Source organism: Pseudomonas sp. m6p (assembly GCF_055760375.1).
Map to the genome: position 1 here is coordinate 168,027 of NZ_CM147084.1, position 18,317 is coordinate 186,343.

Annotated in this window: 17 protein-coding genes; 11 read left to right on the plus strand and 6 right to left on the minus strand. The window is 60.4% G+C overall.

The features are described from left to right. Positions 1 to 13: 13 nt before the first annotated feature. The 5 genes from ACYZUM_RS00730 (at position 14) to tldD (ending at position 8,450) form a co-directional block, all read left to right on the plus strand. A complete protein-coding gene (locus ACYZUM_RS00730; protein WP_108181677.1) occupies positions 14 to 610 on the plus strand; it encodes a Maf family protein in 597 nt (198 codons plus the stop codon). A gap of 58 nt (positions 611 to 668) precedes the next feature. Next, positions 669 to 2,126: a ribonuclease G gene (gene rng, locus ACYZUM_RS00735; RefSeq protein ID WP_007961585.1), complete on the plus strand. Its 1,458-nt coding sequence runs from the start codon at positions 669 to 671 to the stop codon at positions 2,124 to 2,126. Positions 2,127 to 2,201: 75 nt separating this feature from the next. Further along, positions 2,202 to 6,005, plus strand: a complete 3,804-nt coding sequence (locus tag ACYZUM_RS00740; protein ID WP_108181678.1) for a YhdP family protein — start codon at positions 2,202 to 2,204, stop codon at positions 6,003 to 6,005. Between the two features lie 137 nt (positions 6,006 to 6,142). Further along, positions 6,143 to 7,003 carry a carbon-nitrogen hydrolase family protein gene (locus tag ACYZUM_RS00745; RefSeq protein ID WP_108181679.1) on the plus strand — a complete coding sequence of 287 codons (861 nt, stop codon included), beginning with the start codon at positions 6,143 to 6,145 and terminating at the stop codon, positions 7,001 to 7,003. Positions 7,004 to 7,007: 4 nt separating this feature from the next. After that, positions 7,008 to 8,450, plus strand: coding sequence for a metalloprotease TldD (tldD, locus tag ACYZUM_RS00750; protein WP_007961588.1), 1,443 nt, complete (start codon positions 7,008 to 7,010; stop codon positions 8,448 to 8,450). Positions 8,451 to 8,556: 106 nt separating this feature from the next. On the opposite strand, the gene yjgA is transcribed toward tldD, so the two are convergent. Next, positions 8,557 to 9,081, minus strand: coding sequence for a ribosome biogenesis factor YjgA (gene yjgA, locus ACYZUM_RS00755; RefSeq protein ID WP_007961589.1), 525 nt, complete (start codon positions 9,079 to 9,081; stop codon positions 8,557 to 8,559). A gap of 108 nt (positions 9,082 to 9,189) precedes the next feature. Here yjgA and pmbA point away from each other — a divergent pair, with 108 nt between their 5' ends. From pmbA to ACYZUM_RS00785, 6 genes are all read left to right on the plus strand, one after another. Continuing rightward, positions 9,190 to 10,536, plus strand: coding sequence for a metalloprotease PmbA (gene pmbA, locus ACYZUM_RS00760; protein WP_027610838.1), 1,347 nt, complete (start codon positions 9,190 to 9,192; stop codon positions 10,534 to 10,536). A 246-nt stretch (positions 10,537 to 10,782) separates the two neighbouring features. Then, positions 10,783 to 11,190 carry a FagA protein gene (locus tag ACYZUM_RS00765; RefSeq protein ID WP_108181680.1) on the plus strand — a complete coding sequence of 136 codons (408 nt, stop codon included), beginning with the start codon at positions 10,783 to 10,785 and terminating at the stop codon, positions 11,188 to 11,190. Continuing rightward, positions 11,171 to 12,547, plus strand: coding sequence for a class II fumarate hydratase (locus ACYZUM_RS00770; RefSeq protein WP_108181681.1), 1,377 nt, complete (start codon positions 11,171 to 11,173; stop codon positions 12,545 to 12,547). Before ACYZUM_RS00765 ends, ACYZUM_RS00770 begins: the two co-directional genes overlap by 20 nt. A gap of 27 nt (positions 12,548 to 12,574) precedes the next feature. Further along, entirely contained in the window at positions 12,575 to 13,015 is a 441-nt protein-coding gene (locus ACYZUM_RS00775; protein WP_108181682.1) for a hypothetical protein, read from the plus strand. Position 13,016: 1 nt separating this feature from the next. Beyond that, complete coding sequence (locus ACYZUM_RS00780; RefSeq protein WP_108181683.1) at positions 13,017 to 13,628, plus strand: superoxide dismutase; 612 nt, start codon at positions 13,017 to 13,019, stop codon at positions 13,626 to 13,628. A gap of 30 nt (positions 13,629 to 13,658) precedes the next feature. Further along, positions 13,659 to 14,552, plus strand: a complete 894-nt coding sequence (locus ACYZUM_RS00785; protein WP_108181684.1) for a ZIP family metal transporter — start codon at positions 13,659 to 13,661, stop codon at positions 14,550 to 14,552. Between the two features lie 88 nt (positions 14,553 to 14,640). Here ACYZUM_RS00785 and ACYZUM_RS00790 read toward each other — a convergent pair whose 3' ends face one another. The 5 genes from ACYZUM_RS00790 to ACYZUM_RS00810 all read right to left on the minus strand — a co-directional run bounded on the left by ACYZUM_RS00790 (position 14,641) and on the right by ACYZUM_RS00810 (position 18,144). Next, positions 14,641 to 14,916 carry an HPr family phosphocarrier protein gene (locus ACYZUM_RS00790; protein WP_041072841.1) on the minus strand — a complete coding sequence of 92 codons (276 nt, stop codon included), beginning with the start codon at positions 14,914 to 14,916 and terminating at the stop codon, positions 14,641 to 14,643. A gap of 15 nt (positions 14,917 to 14,931) precedes the next feature. After that, positions 14,932 to 15,789 carry an RNase adapter RapZ gene (gene rapZ / locus ACYZUM_RS00795; RefSeq protein ID WP_041072843.1) on the minus strand — a complete coding sequence of 286 codons (858 nt, stop codon included), beginning with the start codon at positions 15,787 to 15,789 and terminating at the stop codon, positions 14,932 to 14,934. A 2-nt stretch (positions 15,790 to 15,791) separates the two neighbouring features. Beyond that, entirely contained in the window at positions 15,792 to 16,256 is a 465-nt protein-coding gene (gene ptsN / locus ACYZUM_RS00800; RefSeq protein ID WP_041072845.1) for a PTS IIA-like nitrogen regulatory protein PtsN, read from the minus strand. A gap of 12 nt (positions 16,257 to 16,268) precedes the next feature. Next, a complete protein-coding gene (gene hpf, locus ACYZUM_RS00805) occupies positions 16,269 to 16,577 on the minus strand; it encodes a ribosome hibernation-promoting factor, HPF/YfiA family (RefSeq protein ID WP_025109458.1) in 309 nt (102 codons plus the stop codon). A 73-nt stretch (positions 16,578 to 16,650) separates the two neighbouring features. Next, positions 16,651 to 18,144 (minus strand): RNA polymerase factor sigma-54, encoded by a 1,494-nt coding sequence (locus tag ACYZUM_RS00810; protein ID WP_108181685.1) that lies wholly within the window; start codon positions 18,142 to 18,144, stop codon positions 16,651 to 16,653. Positions 18,145 to 18,317: the final 173 nt, after the last annotated feature.

An 18,317-nucleotide genomic window follows, 5' to 3' on the forward strand; every position in this document is an offset into this window, starting at 1 on the left:
GGGAGATGTCTTGATGAAGCCGCTTTACCTCGCCTCTGGTTCGCCGCGCCGGCGTGAATTGCTCACGCAGATCGGCGTGCCGTTCTCCGCCATCAGCGCGGAAATCGACGAAACCCCGCTTGCCGAAGAATCGCCTTCGGCCTATGTCGAGCGCCTGGCGCGTGGCAAGGCCGAGGCCGGTCGACGCGCGCTCGCCTGCGACGCGGCGTTTTGCGTACTGGGGGCGGACACTGCCGTGGTGCTTGACGGTAAAATTCTTGGCAAACCGGTGGACGAAGTCGACGCATGCGCCATGCTGATGATGTTGTCCGGCAAAGAGCATGAAGTGCTGACCGCCATCGCTGTGCTGGAAGGCCAGCGTTGCGAGTCGCGCGTGGTGCGCAGTCTGGTGCGCTTCCGCCCGATCAGCCGCGAAGAGGCGGCGGCCTACTGGGCCAGTGGCGAACCTCGGGACAAGGCTGGCGGTTATGGCATTCAGGGCCTCGGCGCGGTGTTTGTCGCCGGGCTCAATGGCAGCTATTCGGCGGTGGTCGGGCTGCCGGTTTGCGAAACCGCAGAACTGTTGGGCCATTTCGGCATACCCTGTTGGCAAAACCTGAACGCGCAATGAGCGTCGTATGGATCAAGATGCGGCCATTATCGTGAACATGCCTGAACGAGACCCTGCCATGAGTGAAGAGATTCTGATCAACATCACGCCGATGGAATCGCGCGTGGCGGTGGTCGAAAACGGTGTGCTGCAAGAAGTCCACGTCGAGCGCACGCAAAAACGCGGGATCGTCGGCAACATCTATAAAGGCAAGATCGTCAGGGTGCTGCCGGGCATGCAGGCGGCATTTGTCGATATCGGTCTGGACCGTGCGGCATTCATTCACGCCTCGGAAATCTCCCTGCGCGAAGGCCCGGCGGTGGAAAGCATCAGCGCGCTGGTGCATGAAGGCCAGAGCCTGGTGGTGCAAGTCACCAAGGATCCGATCGGTTCGAAAGGCGCACGTTTGACCACCCAGCTGTCGATCCCGTCGCGCTATCTGGTGTACATGCCGCGCACCGCCCATGTCGGCATTTCCCTGAAGATCGAAGACGAAGCCGAGCGCGAGCGCCTCAAGCAGGTGGTCAGCGATTGCGTGGCCAAGGAAGGAATCAAGGAGGCCGGTGGCTTCATCCTGCGTACCGCCGCCGAAGGCGCCGGGGCCGATGAAATCCTCATGGACATCCGCTACCTGCGGCGCCTGTGGGACCAGATCAATGCGCAGATCCAGACCATCGGCGCACCGAGCGTGATCTACGAAGACCTCGGTCTGGCGCTGCGTACCCTGCGCGATCTGGTCAGCCCGAAGATCGAGAAAATCCGCATTGACTCCCGGGAAACCTTCCAGAAAACCACGCAGTTTGTCGCCGAACTGATGCCGGAAATCGCCGATCGTCTGGAACACTATCCGGGCGAGCGGCCGATTTTCGACCTGTATGGCGTCGAAGACGAAATCCAGAAAGCCCTCGAGCGCAAAGTGCCGCTCAAGTCCGGCGGCTATCTGGTGGTCGATCCGGCGGAAGCCATGACCACCATCGACGTCAACACCGGCGCGTTCGTCGGTCATCGCAATCTCGAAGAAACCATCTTCAAGACCAACCTCGAAGCCGCCACCGCGATTGCCCGGCAGATGCGCCTGCGCAATCTGGGCGGGATCATCATCATCGACTTCATCGACATGGAAGATGAGGAGCATCAGCGCCAGGTGCTGCGCACCCTGGAAAAACAGCTCGAACGTGATCACGCCAAGACCAACATCATCGGCATCACCGAGTTGGGCCTGGTGCAGATGACCCGCAAGCGCACCCGTGAAAGCCTTGAGCAAGTGCTGTGCGAGCCGTGCAGCAGCTGTCAGGGGCGGGGCAAGCTGAAGACTCCGGAAACCATCTGTTACGAGATCTTCCGCGAAATTCTGCGTGAAGCCCGGGCCTATCAGGCCGAAGGTTACCGGGTGCTGGCGAACCAGAAGGTGGTGGACCGTTTGCTCGATGAAGAATCCGGTAACGTTGCCGAGCTTGAAGGGTTTATTGGCCGCACCATACGCTTTCAGGTCGAGACCATGTATTCGCAGGAACAATATGACGTGGTGCTGCTCTGAACCCCTGCAGCACATTTAATCCACAACGGCTGGCCTCAGCTTTTAGTAGTTTTTTTGCCATGGGAGCCAACTGACATGGAGCGTCTGACACGCATTTTGGCCGCACTGACCCGCTGGGGGCTGGGCCTGTGCGCGTTGGTTCTGGTGTTGATGGCGTTGTACGTCAACCTCGGTCGGGAACTGGCGCCGCTGGTGGCGGAATACCGCACCGATATCGAAGACAAGGCCACGGCTGCGCTCGGTATGCCGTTGCAGATTGGCGAACTGGAAGGCAACTGGAGCGGCTTCGCACCGATTCTGCTGGCCCATGATGTGATGGTCGGTGACGGTGCCAACGCCTTGCGCCTGGATCGGGTGCGCGTGGTACCTGATCTCTGGGCCAGTCTGTTGGCGCGCGAAGTCCGCATCGCCCATCTGGAACTGAACGGCCTGAAGATCAGCGTCAAGGAAGCGCAGGACGGCACATGGTCGCTGGAAGGCCTGCCGGTGCAGAACGACCAGCCGCTTGATCCCGAACAACTGTTCAAGCGCTCGCAGATCGTTCAGCAACTGTCGGTGCTCGACAGTCAGGTGACCGTGCAGCCGCTGGACCATGCGCCGATGACCTTCACCTACGTCGGCCTCAATCTGAAAACCGGCAGCAGCCGGCAGCGCCTCGACGCTCGTCTGACTTTGCCCGACGGGCAGCCGATGGCGATGAGCCTGCGAACACGGATTCGCCCCTCCCGACTGCCGGACAGCTCGGTGGAAGGCTATGTCAGCCTGCCGCAAAGCGACTGGTCGAAGTGGTTGCCCGAGCGTTTGACCCAGCAATGGAATTTTTCCGAGATCAAGGCGGGCGGCGAGTTGTGGGTGAACTGGAACGACGGCGCCCTGCAAAGCGCCGCTGTCCGTTTGAACGCACCGCAGGTGACCGGCGCTTATGCCGAGCGCAAGCCGATCAAGATCAGCAATCTGGCGCTCAATGGCTATTACCAGCGCGACGATGGCGGCGCCACCGTTACGCTTGATTCGCTGGCGATGAGTGTTGGCGAAACCCGCTGGGAAACCCACGTGCAGCTCAAGCAGACGGCAGCCACTGATACAGTCGACGAGCTGTGGCATCTGCAGGCTGACCGCCTCGATTTGCAGCCGATCACCCCGTTGCTGAATGCACTGGGGCCGCTGCCTGAAGGCTTCGCCACTGTTGTCGACCACCTGAAAGTGACCGGCGGGTTGCGCAACGTGTTGCTGGATTTTCGTCCCAATGCCACCGACGGCTCGAAATTCGGCTTCGCGGCCAATCTGGATAAAGTCGGGTTCGACGCCTATCACGGCGCCCCGGCGGCGCGAAACGTCAGTGGCAGCCTCAGCGGCAACCTTGACGGCGGCGAGCTGCGCCTGGACAGCAAGGATTTCGTCCTGCACCTCGACCCCATCTTCGCCAAGCCATGGCAATACATTCAGGCCAATGCCCGGCTGACCTGGAAGCTCGATAAAGAAGGTTTCACCCTGATCGCGCCTTACCTGAAAGTGCTGGGCGAGGAGGGCAAGATTGCCGGCGATTTCCTGATCCGCCTGCACTTCGACCATAGCCAGGAAGACTACATGGACCTGCGCGTCGGGCTGGTCGATGGCGACGGTCGCTACACCGCCAAATACCTGCCCGAAGTCTTGAGTCCGGCCCTCGACGAGTGGCTGCGCACGGCGATCCTCAAAGGCGCGGTGGACCAGGGTTTTTTCCAGTATCAGGGTTCGCTGAGCAAAAATGCCAAGGATGTCGATCGCAGCATTAGCCTGTTCTTCAAGGTGCATGACGCCGAGCTGGCGTTCCAGCCAGGCTGGCCGCACGTGAGCAAGGTCAGTGGCGACGTGTTCATCGAGGACAGCGGCGTGCGCATCGTGGCCGACAAGGGGCAGTTGCTCGACACTCAGGTCAGCGACGTTTTCGTCAATATTCCCCATGTCCCGGCGGGGCAGCATACGCATCTGTTCCTCGACGGCGGGTTTGCCGGTGGGTTGGGTGATGGCCTGAAAATTCTCCAGACTGCACCGATCGGCACTGGCGAAACCTTTGCCGGCTGGGAAGGCGAGGGCGATCTGCAGGGCAAGGTCAAACTCGATATCCCGCTGGAAAAGGGCGATTTGCCGAAGATCCTCGTCGACTTCAAGACTGCCAATGCGCGCTTGAAACTGGCGGAGCCGAAACTTGAGCTGAGCCAGCTCAAAGGCGATTTCCGTTTCGACAGCGCCAAGGGGTTGAGTGGGCAGAACATCGCCGCCAAGGCTTTTGACAAGCCGGTGACCGCGCAGATTTTCGCGGATGGCAGCCCGGGCAAGCTCAAGACGCGGGTCTCGGCTTCCGGGCAGGTCGAGGTCAAGAAACTCACTGACTGGCTGGGCGTGACTCAACCGTTGCCGGTGTCTGGGACCCTTCCCTATCAGTTGCAGGTCAACCTCGACGGCACTGACAGTCAACTGACGGTCAGTTCCAGCATGAAAGGCGTCGCGGTGGATCTGCCGGCGCCGTTCGGCATGTCGGCCCAGCAAGGGCGTGACACGGTGTTCCGCATGAGCTTGCAAGGTCCGGAGCGACGTTTTTGGGTCAGTTACGATCAACTGGCCAGCTTCACCTTCGCCGCACCGCCGAGCAATTTTGCCGATGGTCGTGGCGAGCTGTTTCTCGGTACTGGCGACGCAGTCCTGCCGGACGCCAAAGGCCTGCGCATACGCGGTGTGCTGTCGGAGCTGGACGTCGCGCCGTGGCAGGACCTGGTCAATAAATACGCCGGTAACGACCCGGGTGGCAGCGCCAAGCAATTACTCAACAGTGCCGACTTCAAGGTGGGCAAGCTCACCGCATTCGGCACCACACTCGATCAGGCGGCAGTTCAGGTCAATCGCAAACCGTGGGCGTGGAATCTGGCGCTCGACAGCCAGCAGGCCAAAGGCTCGGCCAGTCTTCCCGATGCCAAGGGCGCACCGATCGCGGTCAATCTGCAATACGTACGCCTGCCGGCACCGGATCCGACGGTGCAGGCCGACGAGAACTCGCCTGATCCGCTGGTTTCCGTCGACCCGACGAAGATTCCCGCGCTGGACATCACCATCAATCAATTGTTTCTCGGCGCGGATCTGGTGGGCGGCTGGTCGCTCAAGGTACGGCCAACGGCCAAAGGTCTCGCCCTGAACAATATGGACATGGGCCTCAAGGGCATCCTGTTACAAGGCAATGGCGGCTGGGAAGGTACCCCGGGTTCGACCAACAGCTGGTTCAAGGGCCGGATCAGCGGCAAGAACCTTGCCGATGTGCTTAAGGGCTGGGGCTTCGCGCCGAGCGTGACCAGTGAAGAATTCCACATGGACGTCGATGGCCGCTGGCCGGGATCGCCGGCGTGGCTGGCGACCAAGCGTTTCTCCGGCACGCTGGATGCCTCGCTGAATAAAGGTCAGTTCGTTGAAGTGGAGGGCGGCGCGCAGGCGTTGCGGGTGTTCGGTCTGCTCAACTTCAATTCCATTGGGCGCCGTCTGCGTCTGGACTTCTCCGACTTGTTCGGCAAAGGCTTGAGCTACGATCGGGTCAAGGGTCTGTTGGTGGCAAACAACGGCGTGTATGTCACCCGCGAGCCGATTCGGCTGACCGGTCCTTCAAGCAATCTTGAGCTGGACGGTACGCTGGATCTGGTTGGCGATAAGGTCGATGCAAAATTGCTGGTGACCTTGCCAGTGACCAACAATCTGCCGATCGCCGCGCTGATTGTCGGCGCGCCAGCGGTCGGCGGGGCATTGTTCCTCATCGACAAGCTGATCGGTGACCGCGTGGCACGCTTCGCCAGCGTCAAATACACCGTCAAGGGCCCGTGGAAAGAGCCGAAAATCACCTTCGACAAGCCTTTTTGAGTAGCATGAGGCTTTTCCCCGTGTAGGAGCTGCCGCAGGCTGCGATCTTTTGATCTGGTTTTAAAAAGCACAATCGAAAGATCGCAGCCTGCGGCAGCTCCTGCAGTGATAAGTGGACTCCCTGTCAGGAAGCGGCCATGTCTTTAGCGGTGATTCAAATGGTCAGCCAGAGCGATGTGCTGGCCAATCTGGCGCAGGCCCGACGCCTGCTCGAGCAGGCGGCAATCGGTGGCGCGAAGCTGGCAGTGCTGCCGGAAAACTTCGCCGCCATGGGCCGTCGTGACATTGCCGACATCGGTAGGGCCGAAGCGCTCGGTGAAGGCCCGATCCTGCCATGGTTGAAACAGACTGCTCGCGACCTCAAGTTATGGATAGTCGCCGGCACCTTGCCGTTGCCGCCGCTTGGGCAACCGGACGCCAAGTCTCACGCCTGCTCGCTGCTGGTCAATGATCAGGGTGAAACCGTGGCACGGTATGACAAGTTGCACCTGTTCGATGTCGATGTGGCGGACAATCGCGGGCGGTATCGCGAATCCGATGACTATGCTTATGGCAGTGGCGTGGTGGTGGCGGACACACCGGTTGGCCGAGTCGGCCTGACCGTGTGCTACGACCTGCGCTTTCCGGAGTTGTACAGCGAATTGCGCGCTGCCGGTGCCGAGTTGATCACCGCCCCGTCGGCCTTCACCGCTGTGACCGGAGCAGCGCACTGGGAGGTGCTGATTCGCGCCCGGGCCATCGAAACCCAGTGTTATGTGTTGGCGGCAGCGCAGGGCGGGACTCACCCGGGACCGCGTGAGACTTTCGGTCACGCGGCGATCATCGACCCGTGGGGCCGGGTGCTGGCGCATCAGGATCAAGGCGAGGCGGTATTGTTGGCCGCACGCGACAGTGACGAACAAGCGTCTATCAGGGCGCGAATGCCGGTGACCCGTCATCGGCGGTTTTTCTCGCAGGGCGCCCAGCGGCCTGCTTCAGAACATGAATTTAAGGCGTAAACCTATGAGCGAGTTGTTGTCCTCAGTCAGTGATCACCTGTTGGCGCCCGGCGGCGTAACCATCGAGAGCCTGCAAGGCGTGCTCGGCGATCTGGCCGGCCCGGGCATCGATGCCGCCGACCTGTATTTCCAGGGGCAGATCTCCGAGTCGTGGTCGCTGGAAGACGGTATCGTCAAGGAAGGCAGCTTCAACCTCGACCAGGGTGTTGGCGTGCGTGCGCAGTCCGGCGAGAAAACCGGTTTTGCCTACAGCAACGCGATCACCCTCGAAGCCCTGGGCGCTGCGGCGCGTGCTGCGCGTTCGATCTCCCGCGCCGGGCAGAACGGCACGGTGCAGGCGTTCAGCACTCAGGATGTCGCGCAGTTGTATGCGCCGGACAATCCGCTGGAAGTGCTGAGCCGCGCCGAGAAAGTCGAGCTGCTCAAGCGCATCGACGTTGCCACCCGCGCCCTCGACCCACGGATTCAGCAGGTCAGCGTGAGCATGGCCGGGGTCTGGGAACGGATTCTGGTGGCGTCCACCGACGGTGGCCTGGCCGCTGATGTGCGTCCACTGGTACGTTTCAACGTCAGCGTGATCGTCGAGCAGAATGGTCGTCGCGAGCGCGGCGGGCATGGCGGTGGCGGGCGTACCGATTACCGCTATTTCCTCGCCGAAGACCGCGCCATGGGCTATGCCCGTGAGGCGCTGCGTCAGGCGCTGGTGAACCTGGAAGCGATTCCGGCACCGGCCGGCACTTTGCCTGTCGTCCTCGGTTCGGGTTGGTCCGGCGTGCTCCTGCACGAAGCGGTCGGCCACGGTCTGGAGGGGGATTTCAACCGCAAGGGCAGTTCGGCCTACAGCGGGCGAATGGGCGAAATGGTCGCCTCCAAACTGTGCACCATCGTCGATGATGGCACCTTGAGCGGCCGTCGCGGTTCGCTGAGCGTCGACGACGAAGGCACTCCGACCGAGTGCACCACGCTGATCGAGAACGGTGTGCTCAAGGGTTACATGCAGGACAAGCTCAACGCGCGCCTGATGGGGGTAGCCCGTACCGGCAACGGTCGTCGTGAGTCATACGCGCATCTGCCAATGCCGCGCATGACCAACACTTACATGCTCGGTGGCGAAAGCGATCCGGCGGAAATCATCGCATCGGTGAAGAAAGGCATCTACTGCGCCAATCTTGGCGGCGGTCAGGTCGACATTACCAGCGGCAAGTTCGTGTTCTCCACCAGCGAGGCGTACCTGATCGAGGACGGCAAGATCACCGCACCGGTCAAGGGCGCGACGTTGATCGGCAATGGTCCCGAGGCGATGAGCCGGGTGTCGATGGTCGGTAACGATCTGGCACTGGACAGCGGTGTGGGCACGTGCGGCAAGGACGGGCAGTCGGTACCGGTGGGTGTCGGTCAGCCGACGCTGAAGATCGATGCGATTACCGTGGGTGGCACGGGCGCATAAACAAAAAAGCTGTAGGAGCTGCCGCAGGCTGCGATCTTTTGATCTTGCTTTTAACAATCAAAGTCAAAAGATCGCAGCCTGCGGCAGCTCCTACAGGGGCGAGATATCAACGCAGACCGCGTTGCGTATCGTCCAGCTCACGGATGTACTTGAAGATCTTGCGGCTGGAAGCAGGAGGTTTGTTGTGTGCAACCTCGTGCTGAGCCTGACGGATCAGCGAACGCAGTTGCTGGCGATCGGCATCGGGGTATTCGACGACGAATTTCTCCAGCACGGCATCGTCACCGGCGATCAGCCGGTCACGCCAGCGTTCGAGGTTGTGGAAACGCTCGTTGTACTGACGGGTGGAGGCATCAAGTTGATCGAGCAGGACCAGAATCGCGTCAGTGTCCTGATCGCGCATCAGTTTGCCGATGAACTGCAGGTGCCGTTTACGCGCGATGTTCGCGGTGTGCTTCGGCGCATCGGCCAGGGCCCGGCGCAAAGCGTCGGTCAATGGCAGTTTTGCCTGCAAGTCGGGCTTGAGTGTTGTAAGGCGCTCGCCAAGGTCAACCAGAGCATGCAGCTCGCGTTTGACCTGAGATTTGCTTTTTTCTCCCGTATCGAGGGAGTCGTCGTAAGAATCAACCATGGTGGCAGTCCGCAAAGAAACGCCGCCATGATAACCAGTCGGGGGCCGCTTGTCCGGCCCGGTCGCTCGATGACCCCAGCCGAAAGCAGAATTTGAGTGGAGATGAGCATGAGTGCAGTTCAAAGCGTCGGTCCGCAAGCATTGCCGGCACTGCAGGAACAGGTCGAGCAGATCATCGCCGAAGCCAAGCGTCAGGGCGCCAGTGCCTGCGAAGTCGCGGTGTCGCTGGAGCAGGGTTTGTCGACCTCGGTGCGCCAGCGTGAGGTCGAGACGGTCGAGTTCAATCGCGACCAGGGCTTTGGCATCACCCTGTACGTCGGCCAGCGCAAAGGCTCGGCCAGCACCTCCGCCACCGGGCCGGATGCGATTCGTGAAACCGTTGCTGCCGCACTGGCGATCGCCAAACACACCTCTGAAGACGAAGCCTCGGGCCTCGCCGATGCCGCGCTGATGGCCAGGGATGTGCAGGATTTCGACCTGTTCCACGAATGGGACATCACCCCGGAGCAGGCGATCGAGAAGGCGTTGCTCTGTGAAGCCGCCGCATTCGACGCCGATGCGCGAATCAAGAACGCCGACGGCACCACCCTCAGCACCCATCAGGGCTGCCGCGTGTATGGCAACAGCCACGGTTTCATCGGCGGTTACGCGTCGACCCGGCACAGCCTGAGCTGCGTGATGATCGCCGAAGCCGATGGTCAGATGCAGCGCGATTATTGGTATGACGTCAACCGTCAGGGCAGCCTGCTGGCGGATCCAGTGAGCATCGGCCAGCGTGCCGCGCAACGGGCCGCGAGTCGTCTGGGCGCGCGTCCGGTGCCAACCTGCGAAGTGCCGGTGCTGTTTTCCGCCGAGCTGGCGGGCGGGTTGTTCGGCAGCTTTCTGTCAGCGGTCTCCGGCGGCAGTCTGTATCGCAAATCGTCGTTCCTCGAAGGCACGCTGGGGCAGAAGCTGTTTCCGGAATGGCTGACCATCGATGAGCGTCCACATCTGATGCGCGCCATGGGCAGTGCCTCTTACGACGGTGATGGCTTGGCCACCTACGCTAAACCGTTCGTCGAAAAGGGCGAATTAGTGTCGTACATCCTCGGCACGTACTCCGGGCGCAAACTCGGCATGCCAAGCACCGCCAACGCGGGTGGCGTGCACAATCTGTTCGTCACTCACGGTGATGAAGACCAGGCGGCGCTGTTGAAACGCATGGGTCGTGGCTTGCTGGTTACCGAATTGATGGGTCATGGCTTGAACATGGTCACCGGCGATTATTCGCGCGGAGCGGCGGGGTTCTGGGTCGAGAATGGCGAAATCCAGTTCGCCGTGCAGGAAGTGACCATCGCCGGCAACATGCGCGACATGTTCAAACAGATCGTCGCCGTCGGTAATGATCTGGAGCTGCGCAGCAATATTCGCACGGGCTCTGTGTTGATCGAGCGGATGACTGTGGCGGGCAGCTAAAACCCGGCGGTTACAAAAAGGCGCGCCACCCAATCGGGTGGCGCGCCTTTTTCATGGCTCGACACAAAACCCTGTGGGAGCGAGCCTGCTCGCGAAAGCGATTTAACAGCCGACCGCAGCGGTGACTGACACGACGCCTTCGCGAGCAGGCTCGCTCCCACAATGAAGTTTGTGTAACCAAGTGCTCTTGTTTTGGTTCTCATTATCATCTAATAATTAATCTCATCTCCGCACGAGTCCCGGATCATGAGTTCTGCCTTGCACGAGCAGCCATACCTCGAAAGCTGGCGCTGGATGAGTCGCCAGATCCGTTGCGCGATGGACCCCGACGAACCGCGCCTGATCGAACATTACCTGGCCGAAGGCCGTTATCTGGCCTGCTGTACGGCGACTTCCCCGTGGACCATCGCTGAAACCTCCTTCCGTCTGCTGCTCGACACAGCCACCGACATCGCGTTGCCATGGCACTGGCGCAGCTTGTGTCTCGATCAAGCCTGGCGCCCGCTGCGTGAAATGGAGCGTCTGTCGCTGTGCAACTGCCGACTCCAGCGTTGGCAGCGCTACACCTGGCAACTGGCGACCTGCGAGTTGCAACCCTCGATTCCTCTCATTGAATCAGTCCAAGGATTTACCGATGACCAAGACTCGTATTGAGCGCGACAGCATGGGCGAACTGCAGGTGCCGGTGGACGCTCTCTACGGCGCGCAGACCCAGCGCGCAGTGGATAACTTCCCGATCAGCGGCAAACCGATGCCATCGCAGTTCATCCGTGCGCTGATCCTCGCCAAAGCCGCCGCCGCACGGGCCAACGTTGAACTCAACCAGCTCAGCGCCTCGCAAGGCAAGGCCATCAGCGACGCCGCGCAAGGCCTGCTCGAAGGCGATTTCATGCAGCATTTTCCGGTGGATATCTTCCAGACCGGCTCCGGCACCAGTTCCAACATGAACGCCAACGAAGTAATCGCGACCCTCGCCAGTCGCCTGCTTGGCGAGCCGGTCAACCCGAACGATCATGTCAACTGCGGCCAGAGCAGCAACGACATCATCCCGACCACCATTCACGTCAGCGCCGCCCTGGCGTTGCACGAACAACTCCTGCCGGCGTTGCTGCACCTGGTGCAGGTCATCGAAAACAAAGCCGTGCAAGTGCATCACCACGTCAAAACCGGTCGCACGCACCTGATGGATGCGATGCCGGTGCGCATGAGTCAGGTGCTCAATGGTTGGGCGCAGCAGCTCAAGGCCAATATCGGTCATCTGCAGGATCTGCTGCCGAGCCTGCAATCGCTGGCGCAGGGTGGCACGGCCGTCGGCACCGGGATCAATGCGCACCCGGAATTCGCCGCGCGTTTCAGCCGCCAATTAAGCCAGCTGACCCATGTGCAATTCACTCCAGGCAAAGATCTGTTCGCCCTGATCGGCTCGCAGGACACCGCCGTCGCCGTCTCCGGCCAGCTCAAGGCCATTGCCGTGTCGCTGATGAAAATTGCCAATGACCTGCGCTGGATGAACTCCGGCCCGCTCGCCGGTCTCAGTGAAATCGAGCTGGAAGCTTTGCAGCCAGGGTCGTCGATCATGCCGGGCAAGGTCAATCCGGTGATCCCGGAAGCCACCGCGATGGTCGCCGCGCAGGTGATCGGTAACGACTCGGTGATCACTATCGCCGGCCAGTCGGGCAACTTCGAGCTGAACGTGATGCTGCCGATCATCGCCCAGAACCTCTTGAACAGCATCGAACTGCTGGCCAACGTCAGCCGTCTGCTCGGCGACAAAGCCATCGCCAGCTTCAAGGTCAACGAGTCGCGGCTCAAGGAAGCGCTGTCGCGCAACCCGATTCTGGTCACCGCGCTCAACCCGATCATCGGTTACCAGAAAGCCGCGGAAATCGCCAAGCAGGCCTACAAACAGGGGCGCCCGGTGATTGACGTCGCGCTGGAGCACACCGATCTGTCGCGCAGCCAACTGGAAGAGTTACTCAACCCCGAGAAACTCACTGCCGGCGGCGTATAAATCCCGCAACCGCTTTGGAGGTTCACCATGGAGCACTGGAAACGCACGATCGAACGGGCCAATCGCTGCTTCATGCTCGGCGAGCTGATTGACGCCCGCGAGGCTTATCTGCAAGCCCTGGCGTTGGCTCAAGTGCTGTTCGAACGCTGGACGGATGCCGACGAAGCGGTGGCGGCCTGCGTTATCTCCCACCACAACCTGGCGGACCTGCACCTGCGCCTGAACCAGCCGGAGGAGAGCGCCGAGTACCTCTGCGCGATTCATCAACGGCTGTTGCAAACCATGCAGGACGAGCGCCTGCGCCCGACCCTGCGGGAGGCGGCGTTGCGCCAGAGCAGCAAGACCTACGTCGAGCTGCTGAATTTCATCGGCGAACACGGCGAATACCCGCGCACCCAACGCCTGCTGCACCCGGATACCGGCAACGCACGCCGCGCTTCGGCTTCACACCATCATGGAGTCCACTGAAATGGCCTTTACCTTGCCTGCCTTGCCGTACGCCTACGACGCCCTGGAACCGCACATCGATGCGCAAACCATGGAGATTCACTACACCAAGCACCACCAGACCTACATCAACAACCTCAACACTGCCGTCGAAGGCACAGAGTATGCCGAGTGGCCGGTGGAGAAACTGGTCGCCAGCGTCCAGCAGTTACCGGAAAAACTCCGTGCGGCCGTGATCAATCAGGGGGGCGGTCACGCCAACCATTCGTTGTTCTGGGAAATCATGGTGCCCAACGGTGGCGGCAAGCCTGAAGGCGCGCTGGCCAAGGCGATTGATGACCAACTGGGCGGCCTCGACAGCTTCAAGGAAGCCTTCACCAAAGCCGCACTGACCCGTTTCGGCAGCGGCTGGGCCTGGCTCAGCGTCACTCCCGAGAAGAAGCTGATCGTGGAAAGCAGCGGCAATCAGGACAGCCCGCTGATGAATGGCAATACGCCGATTCTCGGTCTGGACGTCTGGGAACACGCCTACTATTTGCGTTATCAGAACCGTCGTCCGGAATACATCAACGCGTTCTACAACGTGATCAATTGGCCTGAAGTTGCCGCGCGTTATCAGGCTGCTCTGGTTTGAGTCATCCATGAAAACAATCCAAGGCTGACTATGGGTACTGAAACACTGGCGATCGGCGGTGGACGTATGTTTCGTTACGCAGTCGGTACGCTGTTGCTGTTAGCGGGCACGACCTTGCTGGTGGCACACGGGCTGGAATGGCTGAATCTGGAGCCCAAGCTGTCCCGGGCATTGCAGGGCGGCGCGATCTGCGCCCTCGGCACGGCGCTCGGGGCGGTGCCGGTATTGGTGATCCGGCGCATGCCTCAGAGGCTCAGCGATACGCTGCTGGGTTTCGGCGCCGGGGTAATGCTGGCGGCGACCGCATTCTCACTGATAGTGCCAGGCATCGCATCTGCTGAAAACCTGGGCCTGACACCGTGGGCTGCCAGCGGGTTGATCTGTTTCGGCATCATGCTCGGTGCATTCGGTCTGTATCTGGTGGATCTGAAACTGTCCGGCGCCTCACCGGAAATGCTCGTCGGTACCCCTGAGCGCCCGGTGATCCCGCCAAGGATCTGGTTGTTCGTCTTCGCCATCATTGCTCACAACATCCCGGAAGGCATGGCGGTGGGGGTGTCTGCTGGCGGCGGCATGCCGGATGCCGACAGTCTGGCGATGGGCATCGCCTTGCAGGATGTGCCGGAGGGGTTAGTGATTGCGCTGGTGTTGGCCGGGGCCGGGATGTCGCGGGTCAAGGCGTTTTTGATCGGTGCGGCGTCAGGGCTGGTCGAGCCGGTGTTTGCGCTGCTCTGTGCGTGGCTGGTCAGCCTGGCAGAGTTGTTGTTGCCGTTGGGGCTGGCGCTGGCCGCGGGAGCGATGTTGCTGGTAGTGACGCATGAGGTGATCCCCGAGTCGCGACGCAATGGTCATGACAAGCTGGCCAGTATTGGTTTGCTGATCGGGTTTTGTCTGATGATGGTGATGGATACGGCGTTGGGCTGAAAAAACATCGCAGCCTTCGGCAGCTCTTACAGTGAACGCATTCCAATGTAGGAGCTGCCGAAGGCTGCGATCTTTTGTTTCTGAGCTGTCAGCCGCCTTCGTCGAAGTAGTTGTTGATCAACTTCACCAGCGCATCCAGCGCTTCCTGTTCCTGATGGCCTTCAGTACTCAGATAGATCTTCGTGCCCTTGCCGGCAGCCAGCATCATCATCGCCATGATGCTTTTACCGTCCACGGTTGTTTCTGGTGTACGACCCACTCTGATCGTGCAATCCGGGAACTGGCCCGCCACCCCGACGAACTTGGCCGACGCTCGGGCATGCAGGCCCAGTTTATTGATGATTTCGATTTCCAGAGCAGGCATCGCGGTGTGAATCCTTTAAGTGAGGTCGCGGTGGCGAACCTGGACGTTCTTCAGGGTTTTCTGCAGGGCCTGACCCAGGCGTTCGGTCAGGTAAACGGAGCGGTGATGCCCACCTGTGCAGCCAATGGCAATGGTGACGTAGGCGCGGTTGCTCGCAGCGAAGCGTGGCAGCCATTTATTCAGATAGCCGAAGATATCCTGATACATCTCCTCGACTTCCGGTTGCGCCGCCAGGTATTCGGCGACCGGTGCATCGAGACCCGATTGGGCGCGTAGCTCCGGCTTCCAGTACGGGTTGGGCAGGCAGCGCACGTCGAATACCAGATCCGCATCCACCGGCATGCCGCGCTTGAAGCCGAACGACTCGACCAGAAATGCCGTGCCCGGCTCCGGCTGGTTCAGCAGGCGCAACTTGATGGTGTCACGCAGTTGGTACAGATTCAGGTTGGTAGTATTGACCTTGAGGTCGGCCAGGTCCGCAATCGGGCCCAGCAGGGCCGTCTCGTCTTGAATCGCTTCGGCCAGCGAACGATTGGCAGTGCTCAGCGGATGGCGCCGGCGGGTTTCCGAGAAGCGCTTGAGCAGCGTTTCTTCGTCGGCATCCAGATACAACACATCGCACTGGATGTGCCGGGCACGGACTTCTTCAAGCAGTTCGGGGAAACGCGACAGGTGGCTCGGCAGATTGCGTGCATCGATCGACACGGCCACCAGCGGCTGGGCCAGCTCGGTATGAATCAGGGCGCGTTCGGCGAGTTCCGGCAGCAGGCCGGCCGGCAGGTTGTCGATGCAGTAGTAGCCGTTGTCCTCAAGGACATCCAGGGCAGTACTTTTACCCGAGCCGGAGCGGCCGCTGACGATGATCAAACGCATGATTAATGACCGTTCTGCTCGCTCAGGACGACCTGATACAAGGCTTCGTTACTCGGTGCGCTGCGCAGTTTTTCGCGCACTTCCTTGCGATCGAGCATGCTGGCGATCTGGCGCAGTAATTCCAGGTGAGCATCGGTGGCCGCTTCCGGGACCAGCAGGACAAACAGCAAGTCAACCGGAGCGCCGTCGATGGCATCGAAATCGATGGGGGCATCAAGGTGCATCAATGCGCTGATAGGCGCTTCGCAGCCTTTGAGGCGACAGTGGGGAATGGCGATGCCGTTGCCGAAACCGGTGGAACCGAGTTTCTCACGGGCGATCAGCGCATCGAACACATCCTGCATGGCCAGATCCGGCACTTCTTTATGGATGAGGTTGGCAATCTGTTCGAGGGCTTTCTTTTTACTGCCGCCCGGCACGTTCACCAGGGAACGGCCGGGGGTCAGGATACTTTCAAGTCGGATCATGGGTTGGGGGTGTTAACGACCGGTTGCGCCCTGGAGGAGGCTCTGGGTCTTTTCCTTATGCTTTTTGAGTTGGCGATCCAGCTTGTCGGTCAGTGAGTCGATCGCAGCATACATGTCGGTATCTTCTGCGTTGGCGACCACTTCGCTGCCGGGAATATGCAAGGTGGCTTCGATTTTCTGCTTGAGCTTTTCGACGCACATCGTGACCTGCACGTTGGTGATCTTGTCGAAATGGCGCTCCAATCGTTCGAGTTTCTCGTTGATGTAGGTGCGCAGAGGTTCGGTCACTTCCAGTTGGTGTCCACTGATGTTGACTTGCATACAGCTTCTCCTTCGTTGCCAGTGCATAAAGCGGCAGGCCGGATAGCCTGCCACTGGAACGCTGTAACGTGGCTTACATCAACCGCTTGCGTTCGCTCGAAGGCGCGATCCCGAGGGATTCGCGGTACTTGGCGACGGTGCGGCGAGCCACCTGAATGCCTTGTGCCTCCAGTAAACCAGCGATCTTGCTGTCACTCAATGGCTTTTTCTGATTTTCCGCCGCGACCAGTTTTTTGATGATCGCGCGGATCGCCGTGGAGGAGCATTCACCGCCTTCAGAGGTGCTGACGTGGCTGGAGAAAAAGTATTTCAGTTCATAAATGCCCCGAGGGGTATGCATGAATTTCTGCGTGGTGACCCGGGAAATCGTCGATTCGTGCATGCCGACCGCCTCGGCGATGTCATGCAGGACCAACGGTTTCATGGCTTCATCGCCGTATTCCAGGAAGCCGCGCTGATGCTCGACGATCTGGGTGGCCACCTTCATCAGGGTTTCGTTGCGGCTTTGCAGGCTCTTGATGAACCAGCGTGCCTCTTGCAACTGGTTGCGCATGAAGGTGTTGTCGGCGCTGGTGTCGGCGCGTCGCACGAAGCCGGCATACTGCGCATTGACCCGCAGACGAGGCACCGACTCCTGATTCAGCTCGACCAGCCAGCGTTCGTTGTCCTTGCGCACAATCACGTCAGGCACCACGTACTCGGCTTCGGTGGATTCGATCTGTGAACCCGGGCGCGGATTGAGGCTCTGCACCAGTTCGATGACCTGACGCAGCTCGTCTTCCTTGAGCTTCATGCGTCGCATCAGCTGGCTGTAGTCGCGACTGCCAAGCAGATCGATGTAATCGCTGACCAGACGCTTGGCCTCGTTCAGCCAAGGAGTCTTGGCCGGGAGCTGACGCAGTTGCAGCAACAGGCATTCGCCGAGGTTGCGTGCGCCGATGCCGGCGGGTTCGAACTGCTGGATGCGATGCAGGACGGCTTCGATCTCGTCCAGCTCGATGTCGAGTTCCGGATCAAAGGCGTCGAGAATTTCTTCGAGGGTTTCGTCGAGGTAGCCCTGATTGTTGATGCAATCGATCAGGGTCACGGCGATCAGGCGGTCGGTGTCGGACATCGGCGCCAGGTTCAGTTGCCACAGCAGATGGCTTTGCAGGCTTTCCCCGGCGGAGGTGCGGGTGGTGAAGTCCCACTCATCGTCATCGCTGCTGGGCAGGCTGCTGGCGCTGGTCTGGTAGACGTCTTCCCAGGCGGTATCAACGGGCAATTCGTTAGGAATGCGCTCGTTCCATTCGCCTTCCTCCAGGTTGTCCACCGTCGGGGCGGTTTCCTGATAGGAAGGTTCCTGAATCTCGGTGTTGGTTTTTTGTTCGGCGTTGTCGGCCAATGGATCGGAGTTGTCGAAGTCGTCGCCTTCTTCCTGGCGCTCGAGCATCGGATTGGATTCCAGGGCCTCCTGGATTTCCTGTTGCAGGTCCAGGGTCGACAATTGGAGCAGGCGGATGGCCTGTTGCAGCTGCGGTGTCATCGTCAGCTGCTGGCCCATTCTCAAGACTAGCGATGGTTTCATGGCAGGGGCTTAACACCTTATTCGCCGGCGCGCATGCGCCATCCACTACAGGGCGCCGAAGCGCCAAACTTAAGCAAATTATATGCCTGAAACTGTCGTGTTTGCCTAGAGCGCTGTAACAATAAAGCGTATAAAAAAAGCGCTTCAGCGTTACAGCACCCGGACGGCTGGCC

Coding starts and splice junctions, on each gene's coding strand:
- pmbA (WP_027610838.1), top strand. CDS start 9,190: ATGAGTGCAGTTCAAAGCGTCGGTCCGCAAGCATTGCCGGCACTGCAG.
- ptsN (WP_041072845.1), bottom strand. CDS start 16,256: ATGATCCGACTTGAAAGTATCCTGACCCCCGGCCGTTCCCTGGTGAAC.
- rng (WP_007961585.1), top strand. CDS start 669: ATGAGTGAAGAGATTCTGATCAACATCACGCCGATGGAATCGCGCGTG.
- ACYZUM_RS00745 (WP_108181679.1), top strand. CDS start 6,143: ATGTCTTTAGCGGTGATTCAAATGGTCAGCCAGAGCGATGTGCTGGCC.
- yjgA (WP_007961589.1), bottom strand. CDS start 9,081: ATGGTTGATTCTTACGACGACTCCCTCGATACGGGAGAAAAAAGCAAA.
- ACYZUM_RS00780 (WP_108181683.1), top strand. CDS start 13,017: ATGGCCTTTACCTTGCCTGCCTTGCCGTACGCCTACGACGCCCTGGAA.
- tldD (WP_007961588.1), top strand. CDS start 7,008: ATGAGCGAGTTGTTGTCCTCAGTCAGTGATCACCTGTTGGCGCCCGGC.
- ACYZUM_RS00810 (WP_108181685.1), bottom strand. CDS start 18,144: ATGAAACCATCGCTAGTCTTGAGAATGGGCCAGCAGCTGACGATGACA.
- ACYZUM_RS00740 (WP_108181678.1), top strand. CDS start 2,202: ATGGAGCGTCTGACACGCATTTTGGCCGCACTGACCCGCTGGGGGCTG.
- ACYZUM_RS00730 (WP_108181677.1), top strand. CDS start 14: ATGAAGCCGCTTTACCTCGCCTCTGGTTCGCCGCGCCGGCGTGAATTG.
- ACYZUM_RS00765 (WP_108181680.1), top strand. CDS start 10,783: ATGAGTTCTGCCTTGCACGAGCAGCCATACCTCGAAAGCTGGCGCTGG.
- rapZ (WP_041072843.1), bottom strand. CDS start 15,789: ATGCGTTTGATCATCGTCAGCGGCCGCTCCGGCTCGGGTAAAAGTACT.
- ACYZUM_RS00770 (WP_108181681.1), top strand. CDS start 11,171: ATGACCAAGACTCGTATTGAGCGCGACAGCATGGGCGAACTGCAGGTG.
- ACYZUM_RS00775 (WP_108181682.1), top strand. CDS start 12,575: ATGGAGCACTGGAAACGCACGATCGAACGGGCCAATCGCTGCTTCATG.
- ACYZUM_RS00790 (WP_041072841.1), bottom strand. CDS start 14,916: ATGCCTGCTCTGGAAATCGAAATCATCAATAAACTGGGCCTGCATGCC.
- hpf (WP_025109458.1), bottom strand. CDS start 16,577: ATGCAAGTCAACATCAGTGGACACCAACTGGAAGTGACCGAACCTCTG.
- ACYZUM_RS00785 (WP_108181684.1), top strand. CDS start 13,659: ATGGGTACTGAAACACTGGCGATCGGCGGTGGACGTATGTTTCGTTAC.